This window comes from Ruegeria sp. CDSC025 (assembly GCF_059610805.1).
In genome coordinates, this window is record NZ_JBXWOJ010000001.1 from 255,775 (window position 1) to 282,165 (window position 26,391).

Below are 26,391 nucleotides of genomic sequence, written 5' to 3' on the forward strand. Positions count from 1 at the left end.
ATAGTCCAAATAACGCCCGCACGGAGAGGTGGCCGAGTGGTCGAAGGCGCACGCCTGGAAAGTGTGTAGGCGGGAGACCGTCTCCAGGGTTCGAATCCCTGTCTCTCCGCCATTATCCCCATTGCGAACCAGTGACAGCGCCCTGATGGGCACGGATTTTTCCGTGTTATCAAAGGGGTTTGCAGGAACCGACCGAACCTCATAGACGCGCCGCCTAGCCGAAGCTGGGCTCAGAATGGCCCTCAGTCTCAGTTTGGGCGAACCTCACCCGTTTCGGTTCGGTCTCGTTTTCTCGTTACCTTTCAATGCACTGCTGCCGAACCCCGCCAAAACCCAAACGTGCGTTCCGAACGACATCGATGGCAACATAGCCAGAACATGCGGTAGGCGCGTTGCTCGGGATGCCAGCGTAAATCGACGGATTCCTTGGGTAGGTTTGCATCCCATTCCCCCAACCGAAACCGCTGATGACAAATGATTTTCCCGCGTCTAGCCTGGCCGCATGTCGAACGGGCCTTGGACAGATGCAGAGAATGACCTGATCGTCGCCGATTACTTCGCGATGCTGGCTGCGGACTTCGCTGGTCAGTCCTATAACAAGGCCGCGCACAATCGCGATCTTCAGGCCCAGATCGACCGCAACCGCAGTTCGATTGAGTTCAAGCACCAGAACATCAGCGCGGTTCTCCGGGCAATCGGAGAGGACTGGATCCCCGGCTACAAGCCCGCGCAAAACTACCAGGGCACACTTGAAGAGGCGGTGGCGCGTTGGCTGGAACTCAACCCCGGCTGGCTGTCCCGCATTCCGGACCGGCCCGCGATGGGCCTCCGCGAGGCGGCTCAACTTTGGATTGGACCGCCCCCGACGCTCAGCAACCAGCCGCCCCCTCCTGAGCTTGAGCAAACCATCGCCACCGCCCGCAAATTCGATGTGGCGGAGCGTGACGAGCGCAACCGTGCGCTTGGCCGGGCTGGAGAGGAACGCACGCTGGCGCACGAGAAATCGGTGCTGGCTGGCGCCGGGCGTTCCGATCTTGCATCAAAGGTCAGGTGGGTCTCGGAGGAGGATGGCGATGGCGCGGGGTATGATATCGCCAGCTATGCGCCGGATGGTCGGCGTCGTCTGATCGAAGTGAAGACGACCAACGGCTGGGAACGCACACCATTCCATATCTCGCGCAACGAGCTGGCTGTTGCCGACGAACAGCGTGCCGACTGGTGCCTCATGCGTCTCTACCACTTTTCACGGGAACCGAAGGCGTTCGAACTGCGCCCGCCGCTGGACGCCCACGTCTCGCTGACCGCCACGAGCTTTCAGGCAAGCTTTCACTGACCCTCAATCAAACACCCGACCCGGTTGCTCGGCCCACGGCATTTCCGCAATGCCGCAGAGGTCGAAGACCGACAGTACCGTGGGTTCGCGCCGCAAGACGAGCCGTTCCAGCACCGATGGCGATAGCCATGCCAGCCGGATCACGCGGCTGACATAGCGGTCAGAGATGCCTTCTTCTCTGGCGAGATCGGCGATGGTGTTGACGTCGCCGCGCTCAAGCCTGCGCCGCCAGTCCCACGCCCGGCCGATGGCGCGCAGCAGGCGGGCGTCCTGGCCGCGATCCATGGCTACTTCTATCTCCTTGGGCGGCAGGATGCGCGGACGGCCGCCGCGATTGCGCAGGGTGAGCGGAATGTGGACGCGGAGGGTTTCCGGCTCTGCCATCACGCCACCTCCGGCTTGGCCGGTGCCATCAACGCGGCAATCGCACCCAAGCCCTCATGTCGGAGATCGACCGCCAGACCGGCGTCGCTGGCGGTGACCCGCGCCACCAAGAGCCGGACCACGCGCGCCTGTTCTGCCGGGATCAGTGCCTTCCACATGTCGTCGAATTGGGTCAGCGAGGCGCTGATGTCCGCCTCGCCAAGGTCTGGCCGATCCTTGCGCAGGGTCCGCGACACCCGCGCGGCAACCTCCGGCGTGCGCAGCAGGCGACGGATTTCGCCGACCACGGCATCCTCGACCATGCCACCCGGCAACCGCTGCGGCCCGCGAAGCTCTGCCTTGGGGCGTTTCTTGATCACGTCCATCGAGACATAGTAGCGATAGCGGCGCGTGCCTTTCTTGGTGTGATGCGGAGTCATTGCCACGCCGGTCTCGGTGAAGATCAGCCCGCGCAGCAGCGCCGGTGACGGCTCCTGAGCCACGGCCTTCCTAAGATACCTGTTGTTCGCGATCACCTCATGCACCTCGTCCCAGAGCGTCTCGTCGATGATCGCGTCGTGCTCGCCGGGATAGGCGTTGCCCTTGTGGACCGCGAGGCCACGATAGACCTTGTTGTGCAAAGTCTTGAGGAGTGAGGTCTTGTCGTAGGGTCTGCCGGTCTTGGTCAGGATCGCACGCGCATCTAACTCGCGGACCACCTGCGCCGTGGAACTTGAGCGCGCGTAGAGCGTGAAGATCGTCCGCACCGCCTCGGCCTCGTCCGGGTCCACGATCAGCTTGCGGTCTTTCACGTTGTAACCCAGCGGCACCGGCCCACCCATCCAGATGCCCTTCTTGCGCGACGCAGCGACCTTGTCGCGGATCCGCTCGCCGATGACTTCGCGCTCAAACTGGGCAAAGCTGAGCAGGATGTTCAGCGTCAGCCGCCCCATGGATGTGGTGGTGTTAAAGGACTGCGTGACCGACACAAAGGTTACGCCGTGCTTATCAAAGATCTCCACCAGCTTGGAGAAATCCATCAGGGCGCGGCTGAGGCGGTCGATCTTGTAGACCACGACGATGTCGATCAGCCCGTCCTCGATGTCGGCGATCAGATCCTTCAGCGCGGGCCGCTCCAGCGTGCCGCCAGAGAAACCGCCATCATCGTAGCGATCACGCAAGCAGACCCAACCCTCGGCCTTCTGGCTGGCGATATAGGCCTCGCAGGCCTCCCGCTGCGCGTCGAGGCTGTTGAACTCCATGTCGAGCCCTTCCTCGCTCGATTTGCGGGTGTAGATGGCGCAGCGCAGGCGGCGGGGTAGTTGCGGCTGTGTCTGGCGCGTCATTTGCTGATCCTCGGGCGTGGGGTGAAGCCGAAGAACTTCCAGCCGTTCCAATTCGCGCCGGTGATGGCCCGCGCCGCGCCAGAAAGCGATTTGTACCGACGACCTTGCCACTCGAAGCCCTTCGTCAACACCGTGACAGTGTGCTCGACGCCGTTCCACTCACGGACCAGCTTGGTGCCCGGCAAAGGACGTCGTGGGTCGGTCATCACCTGACCGGGCTCGCCGGAAGCCACCTCCGCCGCCAGCGCATCCAGCGTTCGCCGTGCGTCACGGCCAATGCCACCAAGGGCCAGTTCCTGGATGCGGTAGCCCAGCCGCAACACAAGGTTCTGGCGGCTGGTGTTCGGCGCGGGCGCATCAAAGATCGCCGCCCATTTCTCGCGCAGCTCCGACACGGTCATGGCCTTCAGCGCGACCAGGTCCGCCAAGACAGCGTGGTTCGGCGCAGCACCAATGCCTATTCTCTTTTCCACTGATTTCGTTGTTGTTTTCGTCATTCGTCCTCTCCAACTCGGTTTCGCAACTGGTGACGACGACGGCGAACAAGGGCGAGGATGTCCAGCGAACTGTCTCCTTCGTCCGAAGAATTCTCATTTATTTTCGGTGGGTTGGTGCGATCCACGGCTGCAGCGAGGATCCGGGCGAGTTCTGCCAAACGCTCATCGGTGGTGAGCATTTCGGGCGAAGGGGCAAAATTGACGTCGGAATTGGGCATGGTGGGCGAACCTCAGGTGTTGTTTTGCCCTGTGGTGGCCGCGATGCTGACGGGATTTCAAGGTAAAACAATGGGTTGTCGTAGTCCTGCGAAATCAAGAGAAGCCCAGCGATTGATTTTGTTTGAGGTGGATGAACGAAACACTGGCATTCATTGCACAAAGCAAAAAATGCAGGGAATGCATAGCTACCCGACTTTAAGACCGTCGTTCACCAACGATTGCAATGCTCGGAAAGTAGAAGCTTGGGTTCCTGCCGGAGCAACGGTTCGACGGTTTGCATGAATCAAATGATCCGAAAACTCGTGTGCCAAAACAAGAAAAAACTGAAGTCGCCTGACCGCCAAAAACATTGGCGGGCAACCAGCGAAATAGGACGTAGTTACATCTTTGGTCTAGAGGCGTTGATAAAACGAGATTCTGTAGAGCTGAGGTGCTCATGCATCCAAGTAAGATCTTCACTTTCATATGCCAAAAGCATCGGGTTCTTGCGCTTCTTAGTGTGTCACGCGCTCAAAGATTGGAGACCATTTCCGATCCCCGCCTGATTTAGAGTAGGAGTGTAGGATTGGGAGAGAATTATTCGGTACCGTTGTAGGAAATACCACTAGCAAGCCCATGTCCCCATAACCTAGCGGATTGTTTCGGTAAATGTTCGAACCAATTTGCTCGCAAAGTGCCTTTGCTCGCAACCAGTTTTCACCTGACCCCCATCCCTCTTTGCTCGTAGGAAAAGCAATATGCTCATCACCAATTACTTCACAGGCGCGAAAATCCGCATCGACTCCCATATTTTGAAACGCACCAACTAGTCGATCATAAGCGGTCTGAGTGGCGATCAGAGATATTACCCTCAGTTTTGCAGTGCCGAAAATAACTTCATGCTCATCAACAAATCTCCTCACATTACCTTCTAAAGAGCCTCCTGTCGCAGCAATATCATCCACAATGACCACTGCGGCGGGCAGGCCATGTAAATCACTATGCTCCTTTATCTTTTCTTTAAACGAACTTGAGCTGAAAACGGCCTTAGCCGATATTCTGTTCTGCTCCGCGTACATCGCCGCATATGCTGATCCGCTCTTTCCTTCTCCATCCACATACACGACCGCAATATCATTCCGGCGCTGGTTTTTGGTCTTTTGGACCTCTGGAGGGATTGCCCTCCTGACAAAGGTATGTGCAGTTTCCAAGCGTTCCCTCAGTTGGGCTTCACTGTAAACTCGTACCTTTTTTAGCAATTCGAATAGGATGCGTTGTTCTTTTATTTCTTTAACCTGCTGGTACCACGCCCGAATTTCATCGGCGCCAACTGATCTACCGCGATATGTTGGCCATGACTTCGCAAGAGCGACCACCTCATTGGACCGAACCATCGCTGCGTTCTCTTCAGCCAAAACTGATTGAGCAAGTTCTTCACTGAGCGTGTCCGCTACGAGCTCACTCGCGCCAACGTCAGCTAACCAACCACTAAAAATCGGAAGGGAAAAATGATACTCACCAAATTTTTCTTCAATGATTTGACGCATCTGAAGGTCGTTCAGGACACTCTGGATCTCTCCCGAGTTTAAATCGACAGAAACCTTTCGCTCAACCAAATTATCCAAAGTGAGCGGTACGCTATCACGCAAGCACCGCGCGGCGGCAACAAGGACACGGCTTCGCCTTAAAATGTCTGGCTCTCGATCCTCAGGTGACTTTGGGATGCCGTCCTGCCAAAGATGGGCAAATGAATTTGACCCAAGCGTTGAGAGTTGCTCCTGCGAGGCCAAAGAGACCTCGTTTTTGGTTATATCAGCATCTCTATCGGAAATTGCCCTTCTAGCAACCCCGGCGCATACCAGTTTTGCGTAGTAGGGATTCCCATTCGATATATTGAACACTTCTGCTACGGCGTCATCATGCCAGCTCAATTTTGTTGCAGAAGGCCTCTTTACCATTTCTTGGAAGTCAGGCCAATCCTCGTCGCGAGAAAAGTAACTTAAACTTATCTTTGTGAAATTATTTAATTTTTGGCCCTGTCGAGACATGACGTAAGACATATTTTCGCCGCCAACAAGTACAATACAGACGTTGCTGCGTCGAGAAATTGATCTCAGATTCGCGAAAAATGTCTCGGCGAGATTGCCATAAAGATAAAGCTCTTGTGGGATTTCATCAAATTCATCTATTGTAATTACATATTTAGATTGAGGAGCAATTTTCATTGCGAGGTCGAAAACTTTCAGAAGTGAAGATAGCGAGCCTCCGTAATCCTGCCTTTGCAAGTCAGATTTTACCGGAAGGCTGTCGAGAACAAAATCTTCAATACTTTCTCCAATTTGCTGCATTGCGATGCTGGGGTCGGCGTGCGCGACGTCGCCCCAAAGAATGAAATGGTTTCTTATCTCACCACTTGGCGCATTCTGCTCCGCGAACGTCGTTGCCGCACGAACTAGGGAAGTTTTGCCTACTCGTTTTTGTCCCGTGATGTAGAAGGGTTCCATTGGTGAGCGAAGTAGCTTACTTGCAAGGTGCTGAACTTGCTCCACCCTTCCGATGAAGTTGGCTCCCTGTGCAACATCAGTGCTATAAGGCGTCCAATAAGTTAGACTTGCCCAATCAATATCATGTGCCTGAGCTGACACCGTGAACTCAAGCGTTTTGCTTTTTCTTGCACTAGTTCCAAATTCAGACCACTCTAGCTCGAGCAGGCCATCGAACGATTGGCAAGGAGCCATAACCATGGCTTTTACAACCAGTGAAAATTCGCCTGGCATCACGTTGCCAAGTGAGGCAGAAGGTGCCTCAAGTACGATTGAATCTGAACTTAGGGCAATTTCTGCACGGATTTCGACAGCCATTCCTTGTCCATCATTGCGAAGTGGAAAGGATAGAATGAACTCTCGTTCGAACTCATGAAGCGGATACTTCTTTTGCAGACCTGAAGATGGCCACCCTGGATTAATTTCGGTTGCAAACCGTGTCCGGGCCGCCGACACGTATTTACTAAGAAGATCCTCGACCATATCAACAAATGGCAGTGCGTAGTCTTCAGATAAGAACGAGCCAATTTCTCTTGCAACATCTCTTAATTGCTTCAGTGCGCGTTTACAGTCTTCAAAATCCTCCAGAAAGGTGACTGTGGGGTTCGCAACTTTCTTTAGGTGACCAATTACGCTCTCAATGCCAACTTTTAGATCGTCGACGCCGAAAGGTTCGCAATAGGCACGGACCTGCTTATGATTGAATGGTGCCAGTATCGACTTCTGGGAGTTTAGGAGTGAATCTATGTCTCCGTATGAAACTTTTACCGGATTAAGTATGTTGCAGAAATTTGAATGAGCGCCCTCAAGTAATGAAAATTTCTCAAAGGTCTGCATTTTACTTTCTAGTTTCAAGAAATTGCACATCTCAGGGACGGCACTTTCACAGATTTCAACTATCGACCGCTGCGTGTCGTTTTTCCAGCCATCAACTAATATCACTTCACCATCGGCAAGAAATCTAAGCAGAACAGGAGGAATGCGTTTGTCTTTAACAGATCTACGTGCTGTCTCGGACAGCATTTCGGCTAAGGATCCACTTAAACTCTCGCCTTTTACAACGTCGGTTAGCCAATTGCGTAGTTCGGTGCGAGCAATATCTGGTTTTTGCTGTCTTACGGCTTGCTCTACGAGATAAATGTGCTTGCCACTTTTTGATGATTTTTTGTGCATTTTCAGCCTATTGCTAGCGTACTGCTACAGGCGGAGGTTGCCTGTCGTTTGCTCACTATGATTCATCCTAACCATGAGTGCCTTGCTTTCGGGTTGCAAGTCTTGCGCTCAGGTCTCCACAAAGATTCAGAGAGCTCGACGTTGGCACCGAAACGAGGCGAGCATGTCAGGACGCATCTCTCGGTAAAGAGATACTTTTCAGATGCTTGCGACGAACCGTCGTAGTGCTCGGAGTTCATGTTGTCACGAGGTAAACTTTTCATCCGTCTCCAGCCGCAGCGCCGCTCTCCACAGCGGCGTTTTGGTGAATGTGCTCTCCTTTGTCCGAAGCAGCCCCTTGGCACGGGTTTCTTGCAGCAAGCCTGTCCAGCAAAGGGGGCGAAGGTCTTTTCCAGCGCCCGCACCATCGGTCAATGCCCCAGCGCCGGGTTTGCTTCGTCGATCTGGCAAAATTCGATCATGTCAGATTTCCCGTGCGAACCAGCGGATGCGGCCGACGATGTGGATTTCCTCCGCGCTGCGCTCATAGGGACTGTAGAAACCGTTGTCCGAGATCACCCGCACCGCGGGCGGATCGCTGTTGGGCACATGCTCGAGTCGCTTGGCCACTAACCCCATGCCGTCATCCAGAACGAAGATACCGGGCGGGTTCGGTGCGCGACGGGTCATGTCGACCAGCACAGTGTCCCCATCCAGCAGGGTCGGCGCCATGCTATCGCCCTCCACATGCATGATACGCAGCTGCGACGGACTGGCCTTGAGGCTGCCCTTTATCCAGGAGCGGCGGAAATGGTAGGCGCGGCCCGGGGTGTCGTCTGGGCGGGAGATCTCAAAGTCGATCCGATCCGCAAGAAAGGCGGCAAGAAATGAGCGAAGATCTGATCGTCACGGTGCAGGACCTGCGCGCGTCACGGCTTTGCTTTCAGGGCGCGCGGCCATGGTTCCGCCGCCATGGCCTCGACTGGCAGGTTTTCCTAGCAGACGGACTTCCAGCCGACGTGCTCGCCGCGACCGGTGACGCCCTGGCATTCCGCGTGATCGCAGAGGCTGAGAAACGCGCCGCACACGCCGCGAGAGAGACTTGAGCCATGGGCGGTCGTTCCAAGTCACAAACTGTCGGCTACCGCTATTCGCTTGGGGCGCATCTGGCGCTCTGTCACGGACCTGTGGATGCGATCCACGAGATCCGTGTTGATGACCGCACAGCCTGGTCGATCGGAACGGGTCAGAGCACGTTACAAGGAACCGGTGTCGGCGCGCTGGCAAGCTACGGCACGGTCACGGGCATGTCCGCCACTGCTGCCGCAGCGGGCGATAGCGTGGCCGAGGTCCGGTTCCCGGGCATGCTCAGCGGCATTAGGCTCGGCCAGAGCTATGACCTGCAACTTCTGACGGACAACACAACCCGCACTGTGACCGTCCAAGCTGTAAGCTATACTGCGGGCAGCGGCATCACCACCTGGCTCGTCGAGCCCGCCGCCACAGCCTTCACGGCCCAATCGGTGGCGGTGTCGGATGCGGCCAGCGTGCCAAGCCTGAACGGCGGTGCAGCAGGCGGACGCATCCGGATCAACAAGCCCGATCTCTTCGGCGGCGAGAAGCGCGAAGGCGGCATCGTCGGCGACATCGACGTGCTGATGGGCGCGCCGAGCCAGGCGCAGAACGACTATCTCGCGGCCAATGCCGGGGCAGACGCGCCGGGCTATCGTGGGATCTGCTCGCTGGTGCTGCGGCAAGTGTTTCTCGGCCTAAACCCCTACCTCAAGCCATGGTCGGTGCGCCTGACGCGGATCCTGAAGGCCGAGGATGGCGGCCAACAATGGTATCCCGAAAAGGCACAGATCGTGCCCGAAGTGCGGATCGGGGATGCCGCGATCTACATCGCCATGGACGCATCGGGCTCAATGTCGGGATCGCGCATGGCGGCTCAAATAGCTGCCGTCTCGCGTCTGGTCGAAGAGATCGGCGAGAATGCCCTGGAGCCCAACGACGTCCAGATCGTCACCTGGAACTCCACCGTTTCCGGCTCGATCCTGCGGCGCGACGCCGATGCCACGGCCTACGGCGAGCTCAAGGATTGGGTCGACGCGCTTTCAAGCTCCGTCAGTGGCGGGACGGATTTCGGCGTCGCGGTCAGCCAGGCAGGGGCGTTTTTCAACGGATCGGGCGGCAAACGCCGCATCCTGATCTTCGTGACCGATGGAGAACCGAGCCCGGCCTCGACCCTGCAGACCGCCATCGCAACGCTCGCAGGCATCTCGGAGGTCGATGTCTTCGCCTTCAACATCGCGCTGTCGGACACCAGCGCGACCGCCCAGATCGACAACACGCCCGTCGATGGTGTGCCGGTGGTGCCGCCCGGCGATCCCGATGCACTGGTCGCCTCGCTTCGCGCAGCCTTCGGGCAAGGCCCCGACATGAACCCGGCGCACATCATCCGGGAGTGTTTGACCAACGGGGATTGGGGGCTCGGGCACACGTTCTCGGACATCGGCCCCAGCTTTGCCAGCGCTGCGGACGCGCTCTTCTCCGAAGGCTTCGGGTTGTCGCTGCTCTGGCAGCGGGAATCGACCATCGAGGATTTCATCGCTGACGTGCTGAAGCACATCGACGCTTATCTTTATGTCGACCGCCGCTCGGGTCGCTGGGAGTTGCGCCTGATCCGGGCTGACTATGATCCAGAGACGCTGCCGGTCTTCGACGAGACCAATGTCGTCGACTGGGGCGAGCTCGGCCGTCGTGAGGCCGCAGATCTCGTGAACTGCGTCACGGCAAAGTTTTCTGACGCCCGCACCGATCAAATCGGATCGGTCAGCGTAACAGACACGGCTCTTGTCCAAGACCTCGGCCAGGTTATTAGCGCCACAGTCGATTACCCCGGCATTCGCTTCGAGTCCCTTGCAGTGCGGGTCGCGGATCGCGATCTGCGGGCGCTGTCGGCACCGATCCTGTCGGGCGAGATCACCGTTTCCCGGGTTGGCGCCAATCTCGATCCGGGCGACGTGATCGTGCTGTCAAACCCGAGGCGCGGGCTCGAAGGCGTCGTGGTCCGCATCGTCGAGATCGATCATGGCGACGGGCGCGCCAATGGCGTGCGCCTCAGGATCGCCGAGGATGTCTTCGCGCTTGGCGAGACCGCCCTTGTTGGTGGCGAAAGCGGCGATCCCGGCAGTCTGATCCTGCCGCCCAAGCCGCTGACTCGCCGCTGGGTGGCTGAAGCGCCATACTGGTTGCTGGTCCAGGAGTTGGGGCATGCGCAGGCGGACGCACTCCTTGATGAGGACCCCGGTGCTGGCGCGATTGTCGCGGCTGGGGAAAGGCCTTCGGCCGATGCGCTCTCGGCTCAGGTCTGGAGCGACAACGGCGCGGGTTACACGCTGGAAGAAGCGGTCGAGTTCGTGCCGACGGGGCTGCTCGTGTCAGACGTCAGTGACGATCCGGCCGAACGCGTCCTTACCGTCGGCAGCTGGACCGGGCTCGGGGACGTGGCCATCGGCACGCTGGCCGTGATCGGCGATGAGTTGGTCCGGATCGATGGGGTAAGCGCGACGACGCTGACCGTCGGGCGCGGGTGTCTCGACACGGTTCCGCTGGCCCATCCCGCGGGCACGCCGGTGATCTGTTGGCAGCAGCTGGCCAATGCTTCAGAGGCGGGGTTTGCTGCCGGAGAGTCGGTCACGATCAAGATGCTGCCCGAGACGGGTTTCGGGACACTGCCGCTCGCGCAGGCACCCGAAGATGTCGTGTCGCTGGCCAGCCGCGCGATCCGGCCGCTGCCAGCCGGTGATCTGCGCGGCAATGGCGTCTCGGTCGTGAACCCGAACGTCCTGAACCTCGGGCCGGTCCTGCTGACCTGGTCCCATCGCGACAGGCTCACCCAGACCAGCAGCGTGTTCGATGCCTATGACGCGGCCGACATCGGGCCAGAGCCGGGTGTCACCTATGCGGTCGAAATTCGCTGGGTCGATCCCGATACCGATACAACCATCGAGCCACCCGCCGCCGTGATAGACGTGGGCGCCGCCAACAGCATCACGCTGACCAAGGAGGATGTGCCGATCCTCGCAGCACCCACCGGCACGAAACATTTCGAGGTCCGGGTGCAGGCGCGGCGCACGACCGGGACCATAAGCTATGAGGCCTGGCAGGCGCGGTCGATCCGGCTCTTCATGCCGGACGGTATCAAGGTCGCCGAGGTCTCCGCCTGGACCGAGATCGGGGCCGACGCGCGCTTGACCGTTGCCGAGACGGTAATCTTCCTCGATCGCGGCGGGGCGGCACAGCTGACCATCGCAGACGCCGCCATATGGATCGCCTTTGGCAGTGATGCGCGCCTCACCATACCGGACATCGACATCTTCAACGAATGGGGCGGCCAGTCCCGTCTCACGGCCGCCGTGGCCGCTCTCTACATAGAGGTACTTCCATGAGCCACATCCTCCATCTCGGCCACCAGGTCACCGATCTTGCGGGCGTCGAGGGCCGCATCAGCGCTGACGCCGCCGGGTTCGACGCCGATCTCGACGTCAACTGTATCAAGATCACGACGACGGAGACGGCCTCCGTCCCGTTCTCGGCCTCCTGGGGTCCGCCTACCGGCGATGTGTGGCTCGGGTTCCGCTACCGGGCTCCCGCGAACACCGCGAGTTTCATCGGCACGGATGGCAGCTTCCTCGAGTTCTATGACGATAGCAGCAGACTCATCGCCAGTGTCCGCACGGAGCGTGATGATGAGAAATACCACGCAATGGCCTATGGCGACACGACGCAGGAGGGCGCGTCCTCGTTCAGCGCCGCCGATGGCCAACCGTACTGGGTTGATGCCCGGATCTCGGTTGGTACCGACATTACCATCGAATTCTACGTCGACGGCGTCCTGCAGAGCAGCGCCACCGCACCGAACACCGGCGGCAAGGGCAAGCCGGTGAAGTGCATCTGGAAAAACTTCGGACTCCACGACTATTACACCAACACCACCTGCTACTACGCCCATATCGCGGTGCTCGACGGCGTCTCGACCATCGGGAGGCGGTTCGCGCGACGCACGCCCGATCTGGTGGCGACCTATGACGCCTTTTCGGGCGGGGTCGATGCGGTGAAGGACGGCGACATCGCCACTCGCGCCGCGAGCGACATCGCCGGTCAGCGCCTGTCATTTTCGCTGGCGGGGCCAACAGGTCCAGCCGGGGCCTCGGCCATCGCGGGCGTGCACGTAAAGCAACTGGCGCAGCTCGGAACGGCAGGGCCAACCGGTATTGCGGGGTTTCTGCGGATCGGCGGGGTCGACTATGATGCGTCGCCGGGTACGCCGTCGCCGGATATGGCCAGTCCGGTCTATTCGACCTGGGACGTTAACCCGGCCGACAGCACGCCCTGGACCACGGCCGCGCTGCCGACGGAAGTCGGGATTGTCTCGTCATGACGCCTCCTCGCGCCGATCAGGGCGACATGCGCATGTCCGAGATCGAATTCCAGGCGATGCTGACGCGCGCTGCTGAAGCGGGTGCCAAGCGCGCGCTTGCTGATGCCGGAATCGATGGCAAGGACGCGGCCCTCGACATCCGAGATCTGCGTTCACTGCTCGACTGCATCCGCTTCGTGCGGCGCACGGCCGTTCAGACAGCGGTGCATCTCATCACCACTGGCGTGATGCTGGCGCTCCTCGCCGGGATCGCCCTGAAGCTCAAGATCTTCGGCGGCGGTCCGTAGCCGCGCTCCACCTCAATTTACCTGACCACCTGCACCCGCCCTTGTGGCGGGTTTCTTCGTTTCTGGAGGACACCATGACCACGACCTTTTACGACCATTGGCACGACGTGCCCGAGGACACCTGGCGCTGGCCCAATTTCTCGCCCGCCGAAATCGCATGCCGGGGCACCGGCAAGCTTCTGATCAACGAACCCGCGCTGGACAAGCTGCAGGCGCTGCGCGACCGGCTGGGCAAGCCGCTGATCGTGCGGTCCGCATATCGTAGCCCGGAGCACAACCGCGCAGTCGGTGGCGCGACGCGGTCCAAGCACATGGATGGCGCGGCCTTCGATATCGCAATGTCTAACCATGACCCGGTCGTGTTCGAGGCGGCGGCACGCGCAGTCGGGTTCCTTGGGTTCGGCTTCTATCCGCGCTCGGGTTTCATCCATGTCGATCTTGGCCCGGCCCGCCAATGGGGCGAGCGGTTTCCGATCCGAGCGAGGGCTTTCGCCGAGGAAGCACGTCCCGCGCGCGAGGTTTTAGGCCACAGCCGCACGATGAAAGGTGGCGGAGCGGCCGGGGTGGCGACGCTGGGCGCGGCGGGGGTCGAAGTCGCACAGAGCGTCCTGTCCGAGACCCAGTCCGCCGTCCTGCCTCTGGTGCCATATCTCGACACGGTTCGCTGGGTCTTCATCGCCGTGGCGCTCGTTGGCATTGCGGTCACGATCTACGCCCGCCTCGATGATTGGAAGCGGGGGCAGCGATGATCACCACCATACTCGGAGGGATCACCGCCAACCCATGGGCGCGGGCCATTTTGCGCTACGGTGCCATCGCCGCCGCCATTGTCCTGTTCCTGATTTCGATCCGGCGCGCCGGTGAGCGTGTCGGTCGCATGGCGGAACGTTTCGAAACCAGGGAGAAGACTATTGAAATCCAACGCCGGATGCTGGAGGCGGCGGCTCGCCGTCCTCGTAATCGCGACGAGCTGGTTGACCGGCTGCGCGACGGAGGGTTTTGAAGCAGGCGGGTTGGCGACATGTCCGCCGGTCGTGGAGTACAGCCGGGAGGTTCAGGCGCGAGCGGCCGAGGAATTGGCGGCGCTGCCGAATGGATCAGCCGTCGTCGAGATGATGGGCGACTATGCTCTCATGCGGGATCAAGCACGTAACTGCCAGTAATAGTGCAAACGCCTTACTTTGCAGTTTCGACTTTGTAGATGTCGACCTTAGTCTCCAAGCATTTACGTAAGCTTAAATCACTCGCCCCAACCTCGAACCAACTGCTGGGGCGCTGGTAGAAGTCAAGGCCTCGCCCAATCTTGATTACCCACCCATTATCTAAGCGGATTTCACGGTCGTGCATGTTTGAATTGATTTTAACATCCAGTACAACGTCCACCTCCAGCAGGCTTTGCTTCAAGTCATCAAGCTTTTCATGTATTTCCGCGAGCTGGGTCTTGTCGTCATACCCAGTTACCAAATCAATCTTTTTTACTGTTCCTGACCGCAATACTGTTTCGCAGAATCGGACAAAATTCTGAATTTGGTGCTGAAGGCGGATGTATGGGTCCTCTATGACTACCGACTTCGCACCAGAAAGATATGGGCCGATGATCGACTCGTAACTGTGACCCGTGTCTCCATACATAATGGTGAAGTGTTGTTCGCGGAGCTGGGGTTGAACAGGGCTTGTCTCACCCGGTGTTGTTGGGGCCGGGCTACTCTGAACCTCGGGGGCGCTGGTGGTCGACGCTTCTTCCTCATCCGGTTCAGATTCCGTCTGCTCAGCAACGTTGAGCCTTCTCCGTGTCGGTTCCTGAGTGGCTGCCGCATCTTTTGACTCCGGACAATACACAACCACCTCTGTCCCATCTGAAGTGAAGTACGAAAGATTAATTAAGGCAAATTCATCATCTGGTTTGCGCTTGTTCATCTGTTCCTTTACCCGGCGACGGCATTCCACCGCATACGCTACATACTCCTCGAATTCCTCGTCACTCGGCGCTCCATTTGGATGAAGTATTTTCAAGAACGCCGCCACAGTTTTCTTGATGCCCTTCTCGTCACGCCCCTCAACGGCTTTCCCGAGCTGAATGCGCCGATTCACCTCTTCATATCTATTCGTATGCTTAAATTGATAATGGAATGCCTCAGCAAGATAGTCAGTGATAAATCCGTACCTGCTGGTCAAGAATGAACTGCTGTTCTTTGGGAACTCCCAGCCAGGAATATATGCTGCGAACCGGTCCATTATTGCCAGGTCAAGTTCGGGCGGCAGCGGCTGAAAGAGGTCGTATTCTGTCGAGTTGACGACCTGGCTCACGGACAGGTCGATGTTGCCTACAAAACTGAGACTGGCATCAGCGATGACTTCTGCGCCACGCGAAAATCGTCCATTCGCCATGAAGTCCTTCATGATTTGGATCGTATCCGGATCACGGACCTTGATCCCCCCAACTTCGTCAAATGCCACTGTGTCCCAGTAGCCAACCAAACCAACCTTACGACGAGCGTTGTTATAGAAGAGTGTTGCTTTTGTTGCCTGACCGCCAGATATGAGCGTCGCGTAGGGCGAAAATTCACTGAAGAAATACGACTTTCCGGTTCCGCGAGGGCCTAGCTCGATATAGTTGTAGTTGGGCTCTACAAGGGGGGCCAAACGAGCCACGAAGTGCATTTTGACTCGTTGAGAAAGCTTGGACGGTTCCAAGCCGACCGATCTCATGATGACGTTGAGCCAATCATCTCGAGTAAAGGTGCTGCGGCCATCCGTGTACTGTTCAAAGTCAAAGCGTGAGAGCTGAATCGGACGCAAGTCTTCTATGTAGAAGGCGTAATCATCTTCCTCGATATCGTTATGTGAAAGTGTGACCTCTGCCCAGATTCCACCCTCGAGGAGCCGCTCGTTGTCCCGATAGAATTTCTCTCCAATAGCGATGCGCTGCGAGTTGAAGTTCTCTAGCGAAGCCCAGTGCCTTTTTTCCTTTTCAACGTATCGGACGTGAACCTTGTCAATGAAGCGATGTTTGCCTTTGGTTGCCACCTTCGATTGAGCGGCATTGGCCTCGTCAGGCCTTACGTAATTATCCTGAAGGGTTGCAAGCACGGCTTCCATACCTGCATCCATTTCAGCCTGGTCGTCGCTTGCGCAGTAGCGTGCCAAGAGAAACTCAAGCACGAATGTTGGTACGTTTGTGCCCTTCTTGATCCGGTGAAGCAGATCTTTTCGAACAACCTTGCCATCGAATGTTGATGTTAGCTGTTGGTCCAGTTCATCCATGTCGTTCATACGGTATAATCCGTCTCAAGATTCAGCGCGCTTAGGCTCGCTAGAGTTGTTGGGTTCAGGGCTTTTATCGAGAATTTCCCCTCAAAGTCGGGATCCATTCGCAGGGCAATCTGCTTGCGCTGGCCAGGCGTTAACGTGATCGTGCGCGTTGCGGGGTTCACGTCACCACCTGCTCGCGGCTCACCAACCACATTCCCCTTTCCGTCCTGAGCTTCAATTAGCACCTCGACACTTTCTTCTTGAGCAAACATGTCGTCAGAAACCAATGCAATTTCGACCACGGGAACTCGTGTCGTAATTCGTTTCGCGCCGTTTTTGTAGCTGAGTTCGACACTCATTTTGGCGGCGGTCGAGTGTTCTTCATTATCGAGGCGGGCAATGATCACAGGTACAACGGCCTCCGCCAAGGAAGCTCCGCCGTGGAAGTAAAGGTGTCCAGCTCTGTAGGGCGCCATGCTCTTGGGGAGAGCGATTTGCGCGAAGCTCCCCCGAATACCAAGCTTCTCGGAGTTTAAAACAACACTGTGAGAGTCGCTGTTTCCATTTCCAAGTAGGGCTCGGTCATGCGCATTTACCGGCCAATTTCCTTGCGGCTTAGTGCAAACGTCACCGGCTGCAGCGTGACCGTTGAGAAAAAAGCCATGGTCCGTGACGATCACGGCCTCTTTGAACCCCATTCCACGCAGCTTGTGCAGGGCGACACGAATGAGCTTCAAAGTGCTTGGTATCAAGCCGAGCGTGGTCTCAGGATTGCTCTCGAGCTGACTATCGATCTCTGTTGATCGTAGCACTAGGAGATCGACGGTGGGCGTGATCTTCGGCTTTCCCCGAACAAAGTCGCTCAGAGGCATCTCCTGGAATCGATCACCAAGCTTCTTTCGAAGCACATCCATTCTCTGGGTGACGTTTCCGACTTTGGCCGTTCCAAGTTTCGGAGCGAGCGCGTCGCCTTCGATCTCGAGCGACAACTGCGTTCGGGCACCAGGAAGAAGGCTGGCCATACCGACAAGGGTTATTGTCGGTAATTGGGCATAGGCAGCTTGAAGCTCGACTGGCCCGTCTTCAGACAGCTGCTTTTCAAGTGTCACGCCAAGCTCATACCGTAGAGCGTCGACCATGAGGTAAGCAACTCTTCGTCCATTTTCTTTCAGGCGGTCGGCCAGAAGTCGGTCATAGACGTCGGCATTGGCCAATCTGCCTTCCGGAGGCCAACCCGCACCCTCGATGTGCTTAATAAAGACTGTTTGGATTTTTTCCGCCAGGCGACGATATCGAGACCGGGCCTGGTCAATGACTTCGTGCATGATGTCGTGGGGATCGAGAAAGTCTCCAACCGCCTGCTCAAATTCGCGTTGAAGGCGGTCCGCTTCTCGCAGGCTTCCAAGATAGAAATCTAGCAAATCTGCTTGTGATCGAGCGTGTTCCGGTAGCTGGCGTTCGTTGTCGTCACAGCATTCAATCAGCGCTAGGCCGGTGCGGATCAATTCCCACTGTGCCTGGCTTTCTCCTTTGCCGATCCAGACAGAGTTCCTATGGCGACCGATGATGCCGCGGGTCGTGTCAGTTTCGTTGGTCGAGATGCCCTTGATCGCGGCCTTGAGGAAGGTGCGTTCCTCGAACGGGAACGTGTCGCGATCGCCAAGGTCATCGATATCGCGGCACTGCTCTGGAAGAGAGAGCTCAGCCTCAATGGCCTCCGCGCGCTCAATGTAGATGTCCCGAGTTACGGGGTTGGTGCGGAGGCGATCGCACACATCCTCGACGATCGGCTTTGCTTCGACCGGTGAGTGAGGAACGCCCTTGAGAGACTCCGGCAAGGGAACCGGCAGATCAAAGACGAACTCGCTGAAGAGAACGAACCTCCAGAGTTCGTCGGCGATCGAAGTCCAGGTCTTGCCTCGTGTCTTGACGCTCATCCCCAAGGTCGCGCGCAGGAATTCCCGGGCTTCGTCGCTCCAGCCTTCTTGAGACTTGAGGGCGTCAGCTTGCTTGGCACTCGGCGCCAACAGCGCCGTCAGGATTTCGCGTCCGGATTCGACCCTCAGCGCAGCCCTTAGCTGTGGCCAGCTGGCACCACCGCCAATCGCATCAATCACAGGGAAGGACGGGCCATTAGGCGACCCTGCAAAGATGCGGCGTATTTCAGTCGCGTGATCTGGCTTCGCACGCAGGCAAAGGCTCAGGTAATCGTCACCGTCGTCCTGGGGAAAAACCGCTCCGCTTTGCGCATAAATTGAAAAGGGGTCAGCTTGCTTTTCTTCATCGGTTTCCGTGCGTCGCTGCGGTACGTAGACCACCAGCGCATCGATCTCACGCTTCGCCTTGCCGACTTCGCGCAGTGCCATGATCGCTTCCTGGCGGCTCTCGATGCTGCTTTCAGAGGCGTCAATCACACGGATGCGGTCATCGCCAAGTCCCAAACACAGGTCGTGGTACCGGTGATCGGGGTCATAGACGACCATGCAGCCCGCTTGCAGAAGGCGGGGGCGCAAAACGGTGTCGCGGATGAAGGTGGCAATACTCATGCGTTACCCATCTTTCTTGCGGCCGCGGGCCTTTGTGGGTTTAGGTTCGGGCTCGACGTAGAGGTGTTCCAGGTCATGCGCGATGGCGAGGGACTTGTCGGTCTTGCACTTTTCGCGCACGCGGTCCGGCCAATAGGCCATGGCGAGGTGGGCCCAGTCGTAGTCGCCTTTTTCCAGCTTAGCCCAGGTGTCCTTCAGGACCTTCTGCCATGGCTTGTGGCGGAACAGCTGCCAGAGCGGGGCGGCGGTGATCTGGACACCGTCGTCGTGGTTCGGGCGATAGGTCTGGGCGATGGCCAACAGGGTGTCGCGCAGCTCGATCAGTTCGAGCTCGAGGGTCTGGAGCGCTTCGAAGGTTTTCTCGTCGTCGCGGGACCGGGCGCTGCCTTTGGTGCGCAGGGCGGCGACGTCCTGGCCGACTTGGCTGAGCTTTGGCTCGATGAAGTCGTTGACGGCGGTGAAGAGGGTCTGGTCAGTCAGGCTGGGGTAGTAGAGCCAGAGCGTGTAGTTGCCTGAACTGGTTGAGAGCGGCCAGTAGATCGGGGCCTTGCGGCGGCTTTCTGAATAGGTCGTCAAATGCTTAGCAAAAAAATTACGCCTCAAGAAACCGCGAAGCGAGTCAGGTGTTTCAATTTTCTTATCCTCAAAAACTTGTTCAATATGCCTTACGATATCTAGAGGATGACCTTGATCATCAACTAGTATTGGGTTTGTGGGGGCGGTGCGCTCCTCCAGAGCCCTCACCATAGCCAAGTTCACAACCGGCTGGGACTTGAACACCTCAATCGCAGATATGCCTGCAGATGAGTTCTTTGGCCTTTCCAAAGAGAAACGTCCAAAGGAAACACCTACTGCCCAGGAAAATCGGCGCTCAATTAGCTGTTCGGGGTCCGCCGGGATATTGTCTAGTGCAACAAATGGATGAGAGGATGTAGATTGTTCGAAATCGATCGCGTCTACTCCAATGCCATATGCACTAGCCACCAAATCGTCCAATTCTCGGACGATGGCTTCGTATCTCGCCTGGGCCGATTTCGCATTCAGCTTGATTTCATCAAGAGCCGACTTTGCTGATCCGATGCCAGCTACGCTGCCATCAAAGCACTGACTTACTTCAGAAAGGCGAGTGAATTCTTTCACACTCGCCAAAACTTCCATGAGCATCTCGACAGCCCGATCCGGGATCAAATCAATGTCGGGCGTTGGCATCTTTTCGACTAGCGCTTCAGTATATGATCGCGCGGTATCGCCTGACGTTGCTACACAAAGGTTCAACAGATTTCGAAACACTGGAGATTGAAGAACCACCAGAGCCTTTGCTAAACGCTCTGGCTTATCTGGACCCATGATGTCAAAAATACATGATCCCTTGGTGTCGAAAGCGGATCCCTCAAAGAAAATTCGCGGAGCAAAATCCGACGAGGTTCGTGACGAGTACGTCAAGCCCGACCGTCCGTAGAAGTCGACATTGGTGATTTGCTTCGACCAAGACCCATAAAGACTAGCACTAAATTCTTTTATTTCCCGGCCATCGTTTTCCCAGAGAACTAGCAACTCTTGATCACCCCAGTAAGGGCGATAACCGCCGCCCTTTGCATATGGGGACCAGCGTCGATTAAATCCGATCGTATCGGGATTTACTTCCCACCACAAACGCAAGAAGCGAAAGTTGTCGCTTGATCCAAGCCCTTGGCGGACCCTAAATCCGCTAGCTGAGAAAGGCTCATTCGTTGCAAACAGATCGACAAGTTCAGTTGGAGCCCAATACGAGAAGGGAGAGCCGGGTATTTCATCAAATTTTTTCACATCGAGCCATTTGATTCGCTCCTCCCGTATCCCTTCGAGCAAATCCTTGTCTTTGTCCTTTGCCTTTATGCAGTTGATAAATGCAGCATCTACAGGTTCTTCTTGCTTGCTCGCGGTAAAGCAGCTTGCCTCTACCATTGCAGAGTCTAGGACTCCGAGTCCAAGATCTACAAAACCTGTGATTGGCGCTACTTTTGTTAAAAGCTCTCGCCAATTTCGAAGCGAGGTTAAATAGAAGCCTGTTCTTGACGTGATTGCGCCGAGCTGACCTCCAGATCTAAGAAGCTGAAGCCCTCGTTCGATGAATACGGCATACACATCGGCCTTCGAAACGGGAAAGGTTTTGAAAATGTAGGTTTTGGAACCGCTTGAGACGTCGCCGAATGGCGGGTTCATCACCACCACGTCGAACACCTCGCGGCAGTGGTCGATCATCCGCAGCCCTTGAAGGGCATCTTCCGCAAACAACCGTCCTTGATAGGTGGCACGCGCGGCGCGTGCGAACTCGGTGAGGGCGTCCTGCAACCGTGCCTCAGCCTTCTGCCATTGCGCCATATCCTCTTCGCGGAAGAGGTCGCCGTGCTCGCCAAACACGGCGCGCACAAGAGCAGGCAATTCCTTCTCGACCTGCAACAGCACGCCGAGCTCTGGCAGGCCCTTGAGCAGGAACAGCGTCTTCTCGAACAGCTCTGCATCCAGCGGATCGAGCTCTTCCATGAACCGCTTGCGCAGATCCACCTCGGCCGGGGGAGCGACGGCCGCCACCACATGCCCGCGCCCCACCTGGGGCCGATCCTTGGCCTTGACGCCCGCCTCATGCCAGGCCCGCTGCGCCCGCAACCACAGCGCCAGCGACGCGATCTGCGCCGCGCGCGGGTCGATGTCGACGCCGTAGATGTTGTGTTCGATGATCAGCCGCGGCACGTCGTGCAGGAACGCATTCTGGTCGGCATAGGTCTGGCTGAGCGGTTTCAGATCGGCGTTGCCGCCGGTCTCAGTATCCAGACAGCCGGGGCCATGGGTCTGCTCCCACGCCCAAGCCTCGCGATAGATCTCCAGGAACAGATCAAAAGCGTAGAGCCCGAAATGCATCGACCCGCAGGCCGGATCAAGCAGCTTGATCGTGCGCGGGTCGCGCAGGCGCTTGTCGGGTTCGGGCTGTTCATCCGGTTTCACAAGTAGGTATTGGCAACGGTCGCGCAGGTCGGTTTGCCCGCCGGTCCAGTTGAACCAGAGCCGCCCCAGCGTGTTGTCGACCAGGAACTCCACCACATAGCGCGGGGTGAAGAACTGGTTGCGCACCGCCAGTTCGCGACTGTTGCGCGGCGCCTGGGACGCATCGCGCATCGCTTTGCGCTCTTCCTTCGAGTTGAAGTACTGGTAGATCCAGCCGATCGTCTCATCCTCGGCCCAGAGCGGTTCGATCTCGCCGTGGTTTATGAGGGTGAGGACCTGGATCAGTGCAGCTTCACGCGGAAAAAGGCGGCCCTGGGGCGAGAAGCGGTCGAAGAGGCCGGGTAGATCCTGTGACAGCTCGTCAAAGACGCTCTGGAGATAGACGCGGTAAGCGTCGCCGGTTTCACCAAGACCGGTGCCTGCCAGACGGGCGTAAAGCTGGAACCCCTTGGCCTGGTAACCGTTGCCGACGGATTCCATCAGAAGCCCGCGGGCTTCGGCCATCCTGAGCGCCGCGAGGCGGTTCAGAACGGTGAAGGCCTGTTCGCGCACGATGCGATCGAGGCCGGCCTTTGTGTCGGTGTCCGCGCTGGCGCAGTAGTGAGCCAGCGTGTCGCGCAGGATCCGCGCCGTCTCGCGTTGCTGGTCGTTGATGTGGCGTAGGCTTTCGAGCGGGGACGCCGTGCCGGAAATCGGATCCAGCCCGAAATCGTTCTGGAGCTGACGGGTAAATTCCTCTTCCAGAGTTCGACGTGCGTCGGTGACGAAGCGCTGGAGGCGGTTACGGGTGGACTGATCAAACGCCATTCTTACTCCTCACTGCCGAAGCTGAATGAGACTTCGATTTCGTCGTAGAGCGCGAGCTGGGCTTTGATCTCGTTGAGTTTGAGGATGAGGGCATCCAGGTCGGCGGCCGTTGTCATTTTGGTGGGCACAGAAACCGCTTGCTCGAACTTGGCCGGGCCCTTCTTGCCCTTCTCAGCGCGCTCGTCCTCGATCCGTTGCCGGATGCGTTCCTGGCCTTGTCGTTGAATCGAGCGCCGGAGCTCGTCGATCGTGCTGCTGATGTCATAGTCACGGGCCAACAGCCTCCGCAGGCCCGCAAGATCGTGGGACGCAGTCAGCTCAAGGCCGTCCAGCTGGCCGATGGCGCTCCCGCGCTCTTCCTGGGTCAACTCCCCCCATTCTGGCACGCGCTGAAGCTCTTCCGCACCTTCCTTGATGCGCAGTTTTTGCTGGTCTGTAAGCGAGATCACCGCCTCACGGACGCGGCCTTTGACGTGCGTGAGCAGCGAACTGAAGTCTGCGCTATGCTTGAAGAAGTCCTCAGTTTTAAGGCGTTCGGAGAGTGCCGACAGGTCTTCGCTCAGCTCGTTCCGCAGTTCACCCGGCACGCCTGTATCCGGGAGCGCTTCGATATCTTGGCGGTGCGACTGGAGTTCGCGCAGGGTTCCATCAAGGCCATTGTCAAGCGAACGCTTCACCTCAAGTGCCCATTTAAGGTTGTCGAAGAGAGCTGACGTCTCCGCGCCGAGGCGCTGTGGCGCGTCTGACGCGTCAGTGAACAGGACGTCCGCAAGCTCCTGGTTCATCGCTCGGACACGGTCGCCTCCAGTAAGCCCCAAACCGCTGAGCTTCTCTCCCAGCGAGCCGTAGTCGTGTTGGAAACGTGGGAAGTGCTTTGCCGCAGCTTTGCTGATTTCCTGTTCAAGCGGGATGACAATGTCGCCGATCAACTCCGTCAGCCGGTTTGCAGCGCGGTCAAGCGTTTCGTTTGACGGACGCTCATCCCGAAGGGCAACGCCAATCTGTTTGAACGAATTGTTTGTCTTGAGCGCATCGATGGCCTGCTGACCCGCGGCCGTCACCTCTCGACCAGAGACCTTCAATTTGATCTCTCCAGCCATCAGCATGGCGGCCAGAATGTATCGGGTCGTGTCAGGCGACCATCCAAAAGGATCGCTGCTGAAGTCGTCAAGAAGTCGCTTCCCATCTACGGTGCCACGTTTGTCGATGTAGTCCCGAATGCTTGTCATCGCCTTGTGGTCGGTCTTGAATGACGCTCGACCGGAGGTGGTTTGAACGAGCCCAAGCGGATCAATACTGCTGCTTATGGCAGCGGGATTCGCCACCTTCAGAAATTTTTCGGCAGTATCGGTACCTGCGCGCACAGGCGCCTCGACGTAGCGATCGAACACCTGCGTCGCAACATCATTCAGGAGCTTCTTGGCCGCATCCAGTAGATTGGAATCTAGCGCAGACACGGCTGTTGCCTGGCCACGAAAGACGAACGAACCAGCTTGGAGCGTTTGCTTGATCTTGCTTTGAAGTTGCGTGGCCTGCTTGGCCGCCCGGTCCAATTGGCCGGAACAGTAGTCGCGAACCTCCTGGTCCGGTTCGTTCCGATGAAGTTCGGCAATTCGCTGGCACCGATAAATTTCGTTTGCCAGATCATCCAGTTCTGGATTGGAGCGCGCAAGCAGACCGATGATGTTCCGCCCGGTACGACTGCGAGAATCGTCGAGCATCCGGTTGCGCGCTGCGTCATAGTCGGCGGCAGCCACCAACTCCAGGACTGTCTGGACGGTGTTCTGGTCTCCGGCAAGGCTTGTCACGGCGCTGCCAGATTGGACTTTGATCCCCGATGCAACAGCCAATGTCCCGTGAAGGCTGACCCTTGGCAAAGGGTCGAAAACTTCACGCACAGAGTCGCTGAAAATCCGCCGGACATCGACGGAGCGAAGTGCCAGGGCTCCACGCTCTTGCTCGATGTCCCGAAGTTTCTCACTCAAGAAGACAAGGTTTCCGTCCTTCTCTCCGAGCGGAACCAACACGTCGCCAAGCATTTCATCGACAGCGTCTTTCACCTTGTCGAGTTGGGACCCTGAGGTGATTGATGGATGCATCAAGCTAGCGACATTCTGGACACTAACTGGCAAGTTCCCGAGGATCTGAAGAACCGCGACTGATTTCGCGATATCTTGATGAAGGTCGCCATCAGGGAAGCGGATGAGCACCTTGCCGACAGCTTGATGTACAGACGGAAAAGCCCGTCGAATGTCCTTCTCAAGTTCGTCATAGAGCGTAACGGTCGTGGCGAGCCAGCCAACCGGCTGATCTGCCATGGCGGTCGTTCCACCTTCACCCTTTAGAACATCCTGAATGACCTTGATGGCTGATCTCAGGCCAATGCCGCCGGTCGACTTGGCCAGTGCACCGAGCAAGTGGAGAAGAATGTCAAAGTGCGCGGGAAGGAACGGGTATAGGTTTATGAACGTCTCGCGGGTGAAGTCGGCATCGTAGTATTTTGCGTCCTGAAGCCTCGTGTTGTGTCGCAGCGCTTGACCATGCGCATCGAACAATTTCCCAAGCTGCTCTTCACCGCTTGGCGATTTGCCAAGCAGTCGACGATAGCAGATTTCCTTAATATCGCTGGATTCCAGATCGATCTGAATCGGGAAACGATCCTTGAGCTTGTAGAGTTTATCTGAGTTCAGTGCGGCCCGCGGATCGTCTTCGGTCAGCGTTTGCTGGGCCGTAGAGATGATCCAGACTTTTCCATCTCCAAGACGTTTCAGGTTCTTGGCAAGACCATCCAGGTTGAGGATCAGGTTGTCGCGAGAGGCAACATACTGGCCGACCTCATCGACGATAAAGATGATGTTCTGCTTGCCACTCTTGGAGCGAACAATGTCGATCATCTCCTGGACGCGTTGGTCTTCGAACTGGAAGAACCCGTCCGTGCTCGAAGAGAAGCTTTTCGCTTCTGGGAACAACGCCGGATACATCTCGTGCGCGATCTTAGGGATCAGGCCATCAATGGCGAGAGGGTTGTTCTGAACACGATCCCATGTCGCTCCTGGCAATGCTTCTGCGACGAGTCGATGTAGCTCTTCGGTGCGGCCATCTTTTTCTACCATTCGCTCAAATGCCGCGACCTTAAGGTTGCGGGAGTAGCCAGCCCATTGGAGCACCTTGAAGTAAAGGACGGTGGATACTTCCTCCATCGTCGCGCCTGCCAGCATCTCACTTGCCAAGTCCAGCATCACGACGGCCGCAGGAAAACGCTGTGCAACCGTGTTCAACAGGGCTTTGGTTTGGGGCTTGTGCAGGCGGTCTTGGAGATACTTGATGAACGGCGTTCCATCGATCGTGCGCTGGTCATCGAAAGCAAGGCCCAAATACTTCGTGAACGAGCTCTTGCCCGATCCATAAAAGCCTGAGACCCAAACACCCACTTCGTTTTCGCCGCCCGCTTCCATTGCGAGTTGCATGCGATCGAGAAGCCGTCTGAACTGCTCCTCGATGCTTTCAGTCACAACGTATTCGGCAATCTCTGACTTCAGGCGGTCTTCCTGAGCAGCGCCATAAGTGATGACCTTCTCGATGGTCCTGTAGATGTCTTTGCTTGGATCGAATAGAGATCTAATGCTCATTTTTGTATCCCTG

General features: G+C 57.4%; 20 protein-coding genes and 1 tRNA gene. 11 read left to right on the forward strand and 10 right to left on the reverse strand.

Going from position 1 to position 26,391, the window contains the following annotated elements; genetic code table 11:
* The first annotated feature begins 22 nt into the window (after nt 1-22).
* Together AC2FH8_RS01260 and AC2FH8_RS01265 are read left to right on the forward strand one after the other, a co-directional pair.
* A tRNA-Ser gene (locus AC2FH8_RS01260) sits at nt 23-112 on the forward strand.
* A gap of 390 nt (nt 113-502) precedes the next feature.
* Nucleotides 503-1,333, forward strand: a complete 831-nt coding sequence (locus AC2FH8_RS01265) for a protein NO VEIN domain-containing protein (protein WP_496687754.1) — start codon at nt 503-505, stop codon at nt 1,331-1,333.
* A 3-nt stretch (nt 1,334-1,336) separates the two neighbouring features.
* On the opposite strand, the gene AC2FH8_RS01270 is transcribed toward AC2FH8_RS01265, so the two are convergent.
* From AC2FH8_RS01270 to AC2FH8_RS01280, 3 genes are read right to left on the reverse strand one after another with little or no spacing between them, the layout of a single operon-like run.
* Nucleotides 1,337-1,717, reverse strand: a complete 381-nt coding sequence (locus AC2FH8_RS01270) for a hypothetical protein (RefSeq protein ID WP_496687757.1) — start codon at nt 1,715-1,717, stop codon at nt 1,337-1,339.
* Entirely contained in the window at nt 1,717-3,042 is a 1,326-nt protein-coding gene (locus AC2FH8_RS01275) for a recombinase family protein (protein WP_496687760.1), read from the reverse strand. Before AC2FH8_RS01275 ends, AC2FH8_RS01270 begins: the two co-directional genes overlap by 1 nt.
* Nucleotides 3,039-3,539, reverse strand: a complete 501-nt coding sequence (locus tag AC2FH8_RS01280) for a DUF2924 domain-containing protein (protein WP_496687763.1) — start codon at nt 3,537-3,539, stop codon at nt 3,039-3,041. Before AC2FH8_RS01280 ends, AC2FH8_RS01275 begins: the two co-directional genes overlap by 4 nt.
* A 57-nt stretch (nt 3,540-3,596) precedes the next feature.
* On the opposite strand from AC2FH8_RS01280, the gene AC2FH8_RS01285 reads away from it, so the two are divergent.
* On the forward strand, nt 3,597-4,040 hold the full coding sequence (locus AC2FH8_RS01285; RefSeq protein ID WP_496687766.1) for a hypothetical protein: 444 nt from the start codon (nt 3,597-3,599) through the stop codon (nt 4,038-4,040).
* Nucleotides 4,041-4,252: 212 nt separating this feature from the next.
* Here the strand turns inward: AC2FH8_RS01285 and AC2FH8_RS01290 are convergent, their stop codons facing one another.
* The 3 genes from AC2FH8_RS01290 to AC2FH8_RS01300 form a co-directional block, all read right to left on the reverse strand.
* Complete coding sequence (locus AC2FH8_RS01290) at nt 4,253-7,453, reverse strand: phosphoribosyltransferase-like protein (protein WP_496687769.1); 3,201 nt, start codon at nt 7,451-7,453, stop codon at nt 4,253-4,255.
* Between the two features lie 243 nt (nt 7,454-7,696).
* Nucleotides 7,697-7,867: a hypothetical protein gene (locus AC2FH8_RS01295; RefSeq protein ID WP_496687771.1), complete on the reverse strand. Its 171-nt coding sequence runs from the start codon at nt 7,865-7,867 to the stop codon at nt 7,697-7,699.
* A 48-nt stretch (nt 7,868-7,915) separates the two neighbouring features.
* Nucleotides 7,916-8,227, reverse strand: coding sequence for a S24 family peptidase (locus AC2FH8_RS01300; protein ID WP_496688213.1), 312 nt, complete (start codon nt 8,225-8,227; stop codon nt 7,916-7,918).
* On the opposite strand from AC2FH8_RS01300, the gene AC2FH8_RS01305 reads away from it, so the two are divergent.
* The 8 genes from AC2FH8_RS01305 (at nt 8,180) to AC2FH8_RS01340 (ending at nt 14,325) form a co-directional block, all read left to right on the forward strand.
* Nucleotides 8,180-8,323, forward strand: coding sequence for a hypothetical protein (locus tag AC2FH8_RS01305; RefSeq protein ID WP_496687773.1), 144 nt, complete (start codon nt 8,180-8,182; stop codon nt 8,321-8,323). The two genes, AC2FH8_RS01300 and AC2FH8_RS01305, sit on opposite strands and share 48 nt — an antisense overlap.
* Nucleotides 8,320-8,538 (forward strand): hypothetical protein, encoded by a 219-nt coding sequence (locus tag AC2FH8_RS01310; RefSeq protein ID WP_496687776.1) that lies wholly within the window; start codon nt 8,320-8,322, stop codon nt 8,536-8,538. The genes AC2FH8_RS01305 and AC2FH8_RS01310 overlap by 4 nt, the downstream gene beginning before the upstream one ends.
* 3 nt (nt 8,539-8,541) lie before the next feature.
* On the forward strand, nt 8,542-11,883 hold the full coding sequence (locus tag AC2FH8_RS01315) for a VWA domain-containing protein (RefSeq protein ID WP_496687779.1): 3,342 nt from the start codon (nt 8,542-8,544) through the stop codon (nt 11,881-11,883).
* Complete coding sequence (locus AC2FH8_RS01320) at nt 11,880-12,875, forward strand: FscB (RefSeq protein WP_496687781.1); 996 nt, start codon at nt 11,880-11,882, stop codon at nt 12,873-12,875. The genes AC2FH8_RS01315 and AC2FH8_RS01320 overlap by 4 nt, the downstream gene beginning before the upstream one ends.
* 32 nt (nt 12,876-12,907) lie before the next feature.
* Entirely contained in the window at nt 12,908-13,162 is a 255-nt protein-coding gene (locus tag AC2FH8_RS01325; protein WP_199908126.1) for a DUF6127 family protein, read from the forward strand.
* A 74-nt stretch (nt 13,163-13,236) separates the two neighbouring features.
* On the forward strand, nt 13,237-13,911 hold the full coding sequence (locus AC2FH8_RS01330; protein WP_496687784.1) for a YcbK family protein: 675 nt from the start codon (nt 13,237-13,239) through the stop codon (nt 13,909-13,911).
* The gene (locus AC2FH8_RS01335; RefSeq protein ID WP_496687787.1) at nt 13,908-14,165 is read left to right on the forward strand and encodes a hypothetical protein; all 258 of its coding nucleotides are present in this window, start codon (nt 13,908-13,910) and stop codon (nt 14,163-14,165) included. Before AC2FH8_RS01330 ends, AC2FH8_RS01335 begins: the two co-directional genes overlap by 4 nt.
* 31 nt (nt 14,166-14,196) lie before the next feature.
* The gene (locus AC2FH8_RS01340) at nt 14,197-14,325 is read left to right on the forward strand and encodes a hypothetical protein (RefSeq protein WP_496687789.1); all 129 of its coding nucleotides are present in this window, start codon (nt 14,197-14,199) and stop codon (nt 14,323-14,325) included.
* 13 nt (nt 14,326-14,338) lie between these two features.
* Here the strand turns inward: AC2FH8_RS01340 and brxL are convergent, their stop codons facing one another.
* Genes brxL through brxC form a run of 4 tightly spaced genes read right to left on the reverse strand, consistent with a single transcriptional unit; the run spans nt 14,339 to nt 26,378 of the window.
* Nucleotides 14,339-16,426: a BREX system Lon protease-like protein BrxL gene (gene brxL / locus AC2FH8_RS01345; RefSeq protein WP_496687792.1), complete on the reverse strand. Its 2,088-nt coding sequence runs from the start codon at nt 16,424-16,426 to the stop codon at nt 14,339-14,341.
* 5 nt (nt 16,427-16,431) lie between these two features.
* Complete coding sequence (locus AC2FH8_RS01350; RefSeq protein WP_496687795.1) at nt 16,432-18,960, reverse strand: PglZ domain-containing protein; 2,529 nt, start codon at nt 18,958-18,960, stop codon at nt 16,432-16,434.
* Nucleotides 18,961-18,963: 3 nt separating this feature from the next.
* On the reverse strand, nt 18,964-22,749 hold the full coding sequence (gene pglX / locus AC2FH8_RS01355) for a BREX-1 system adenine-specific DNA-methyltransferase PglX (RefSeq protein WP_496687797.1): 3,786 nt from the start codon (nt 22,747-22,749) through the stop codon (nt 18,964-18,966).
* A gap of 2 nt (nt 22,750-22,751) precedes the next feature.
* Nucleotides 22,752-26,378 (reverse strand): BREX system P-loop protein BrxC, encoded by a 3,627-nt coding sequence (gene brxC / locus AC2FH8_RS01360; protein WP_496687799.1) that lies wholly within the window; start codon nt 26,376-26,378, stop codon nt 22,752-22,754.
* Between the last annotated feature and the right edge of the window lie 13 nt (nt 26,379-26,391).

Excerpts from the sequence above, each read along its gene's own strand:
- AC2FH8_RS01285 (WP_496687766.1), top strand. The coding sequence starts at position 3,597 with ATGTCCAGCGAACTGTCTCCTTCGTCCGAAGAATTCTCATTTATTTTC.
- AC2FH8_RS01275 (WP_496687760.1), bottom strand. The coding sequence starts at position 3,042 with ATGACGCGCCAGACACAGCCGCAACTACCCCGCCGCCTGCGCTGCGCC.
- AC2FH8_RS01270 (WP_496687757.1), bottom strand. The coding sequence starts at position 1,717 with ATGGCAGAGCCGGAAACCCTCCGCGTCCACATTCCGCTCACCCTGCGC.
- AC2FH8_RS01305 (WP_496687773.1), top strand. The coding sequence starts at position 8,180 with ATGCATGATACGCAGCTGCGACGGACTGGCCTTGAGGCTGCCCTTTAT.
- brxC (WP_496687799.1), bottom strand. The coding sequence starts at position 26,378 with ATGAGCATTAGATCTCTATTCGATCCAAGCAAAGACATCTACAGGACC.
- AC2FH8_RS01280 (WP_496687763.1), bottom strand. The coding sequence starts at position 3,539 with ATGACGAAAACAACAACGAAATCAGTGGAAAAGAGAATAGGCATTGGT.
- brxL (WP_496687792.1), bottom strand. The coding sequence starts at position 16,426 with ATGGATGAACTGGACCAACAGCTAACATCAACATTCGATGGCAAGGTT.
- AC2FH8_RS01290 (WP_496687769.1), bottom strand. The coding sequence starts at position 7,453 with ATGCACAAAAAATCATCAAAAAGTGGCAAGCACATTTATCTCGTAGAG.
- AC2FH8_RS01350 (WP_496687795.1), bottom strand. The coding sequence starts at position 18,960 with ATGAGTATTGCCACCTTCATCCGCGACACCGTTTTGCGCCCCCGCCTT.
- AC2FH8_RS01265 (WP_496687754.1), top strand. The coding sequence starts at position 503 with ATGTCGAACGGGCCTTGGACAGATGCAGAGAATGACCTGATCGTCGCC.
- AC2FH8_RS01320 (WP_496687781.1), top strand. The coding sequence starts at position 11,880 with ATGAGCCACATCCTCCATCTCGGCCACCAGGTCACCGATCTTGCGGGC.
- AC2FH8_RS01330 (WP_496687784.1), top strand. The coding sequence starts at position 13,237 with ATGACCACGACCTTTTACGACCATTGGCACGACGTGCCCGAGGACACC.
- AC2FH8_RS01325 (WP_199908126.1), top strand. The coding sequence starts at position 12,908 with ATGTCCGAGATCGAATTCCAGGCGATGCTGACGCGCGCTGCTGAAGCG.
- AC2FH8_RS01315 (WP_496687779.1), top strand. The coding sequence starts at position 8,542 with ATGGGCGGTCGTTCCAAGTCACAAACTGTCGGCTACCGCTATTCGCTT.
- pglX (WP_496687797.1), bottom strand. The coding sequence starts at position 22,749 with ATGGCGTTTGATCAGTCCACCCGTAACCGCCTCCAGCGCTTCGTCACC.
- AC2FH8_RS01335 (WP_496687787.1), top strand. The coding sequence starts at position 13,908 with ATGATCACCACCATACTCGGAGGGATCACCGCCAACCCATGGGCGCGG.
- AC2FH8_RS01310 (WP_496687776.1), top strand. The coding sequence starts at position 8,320 with ATGAGCGAAGATCTGATCGTCACGGTGCAGGACCTGCGCGCGTCACGG.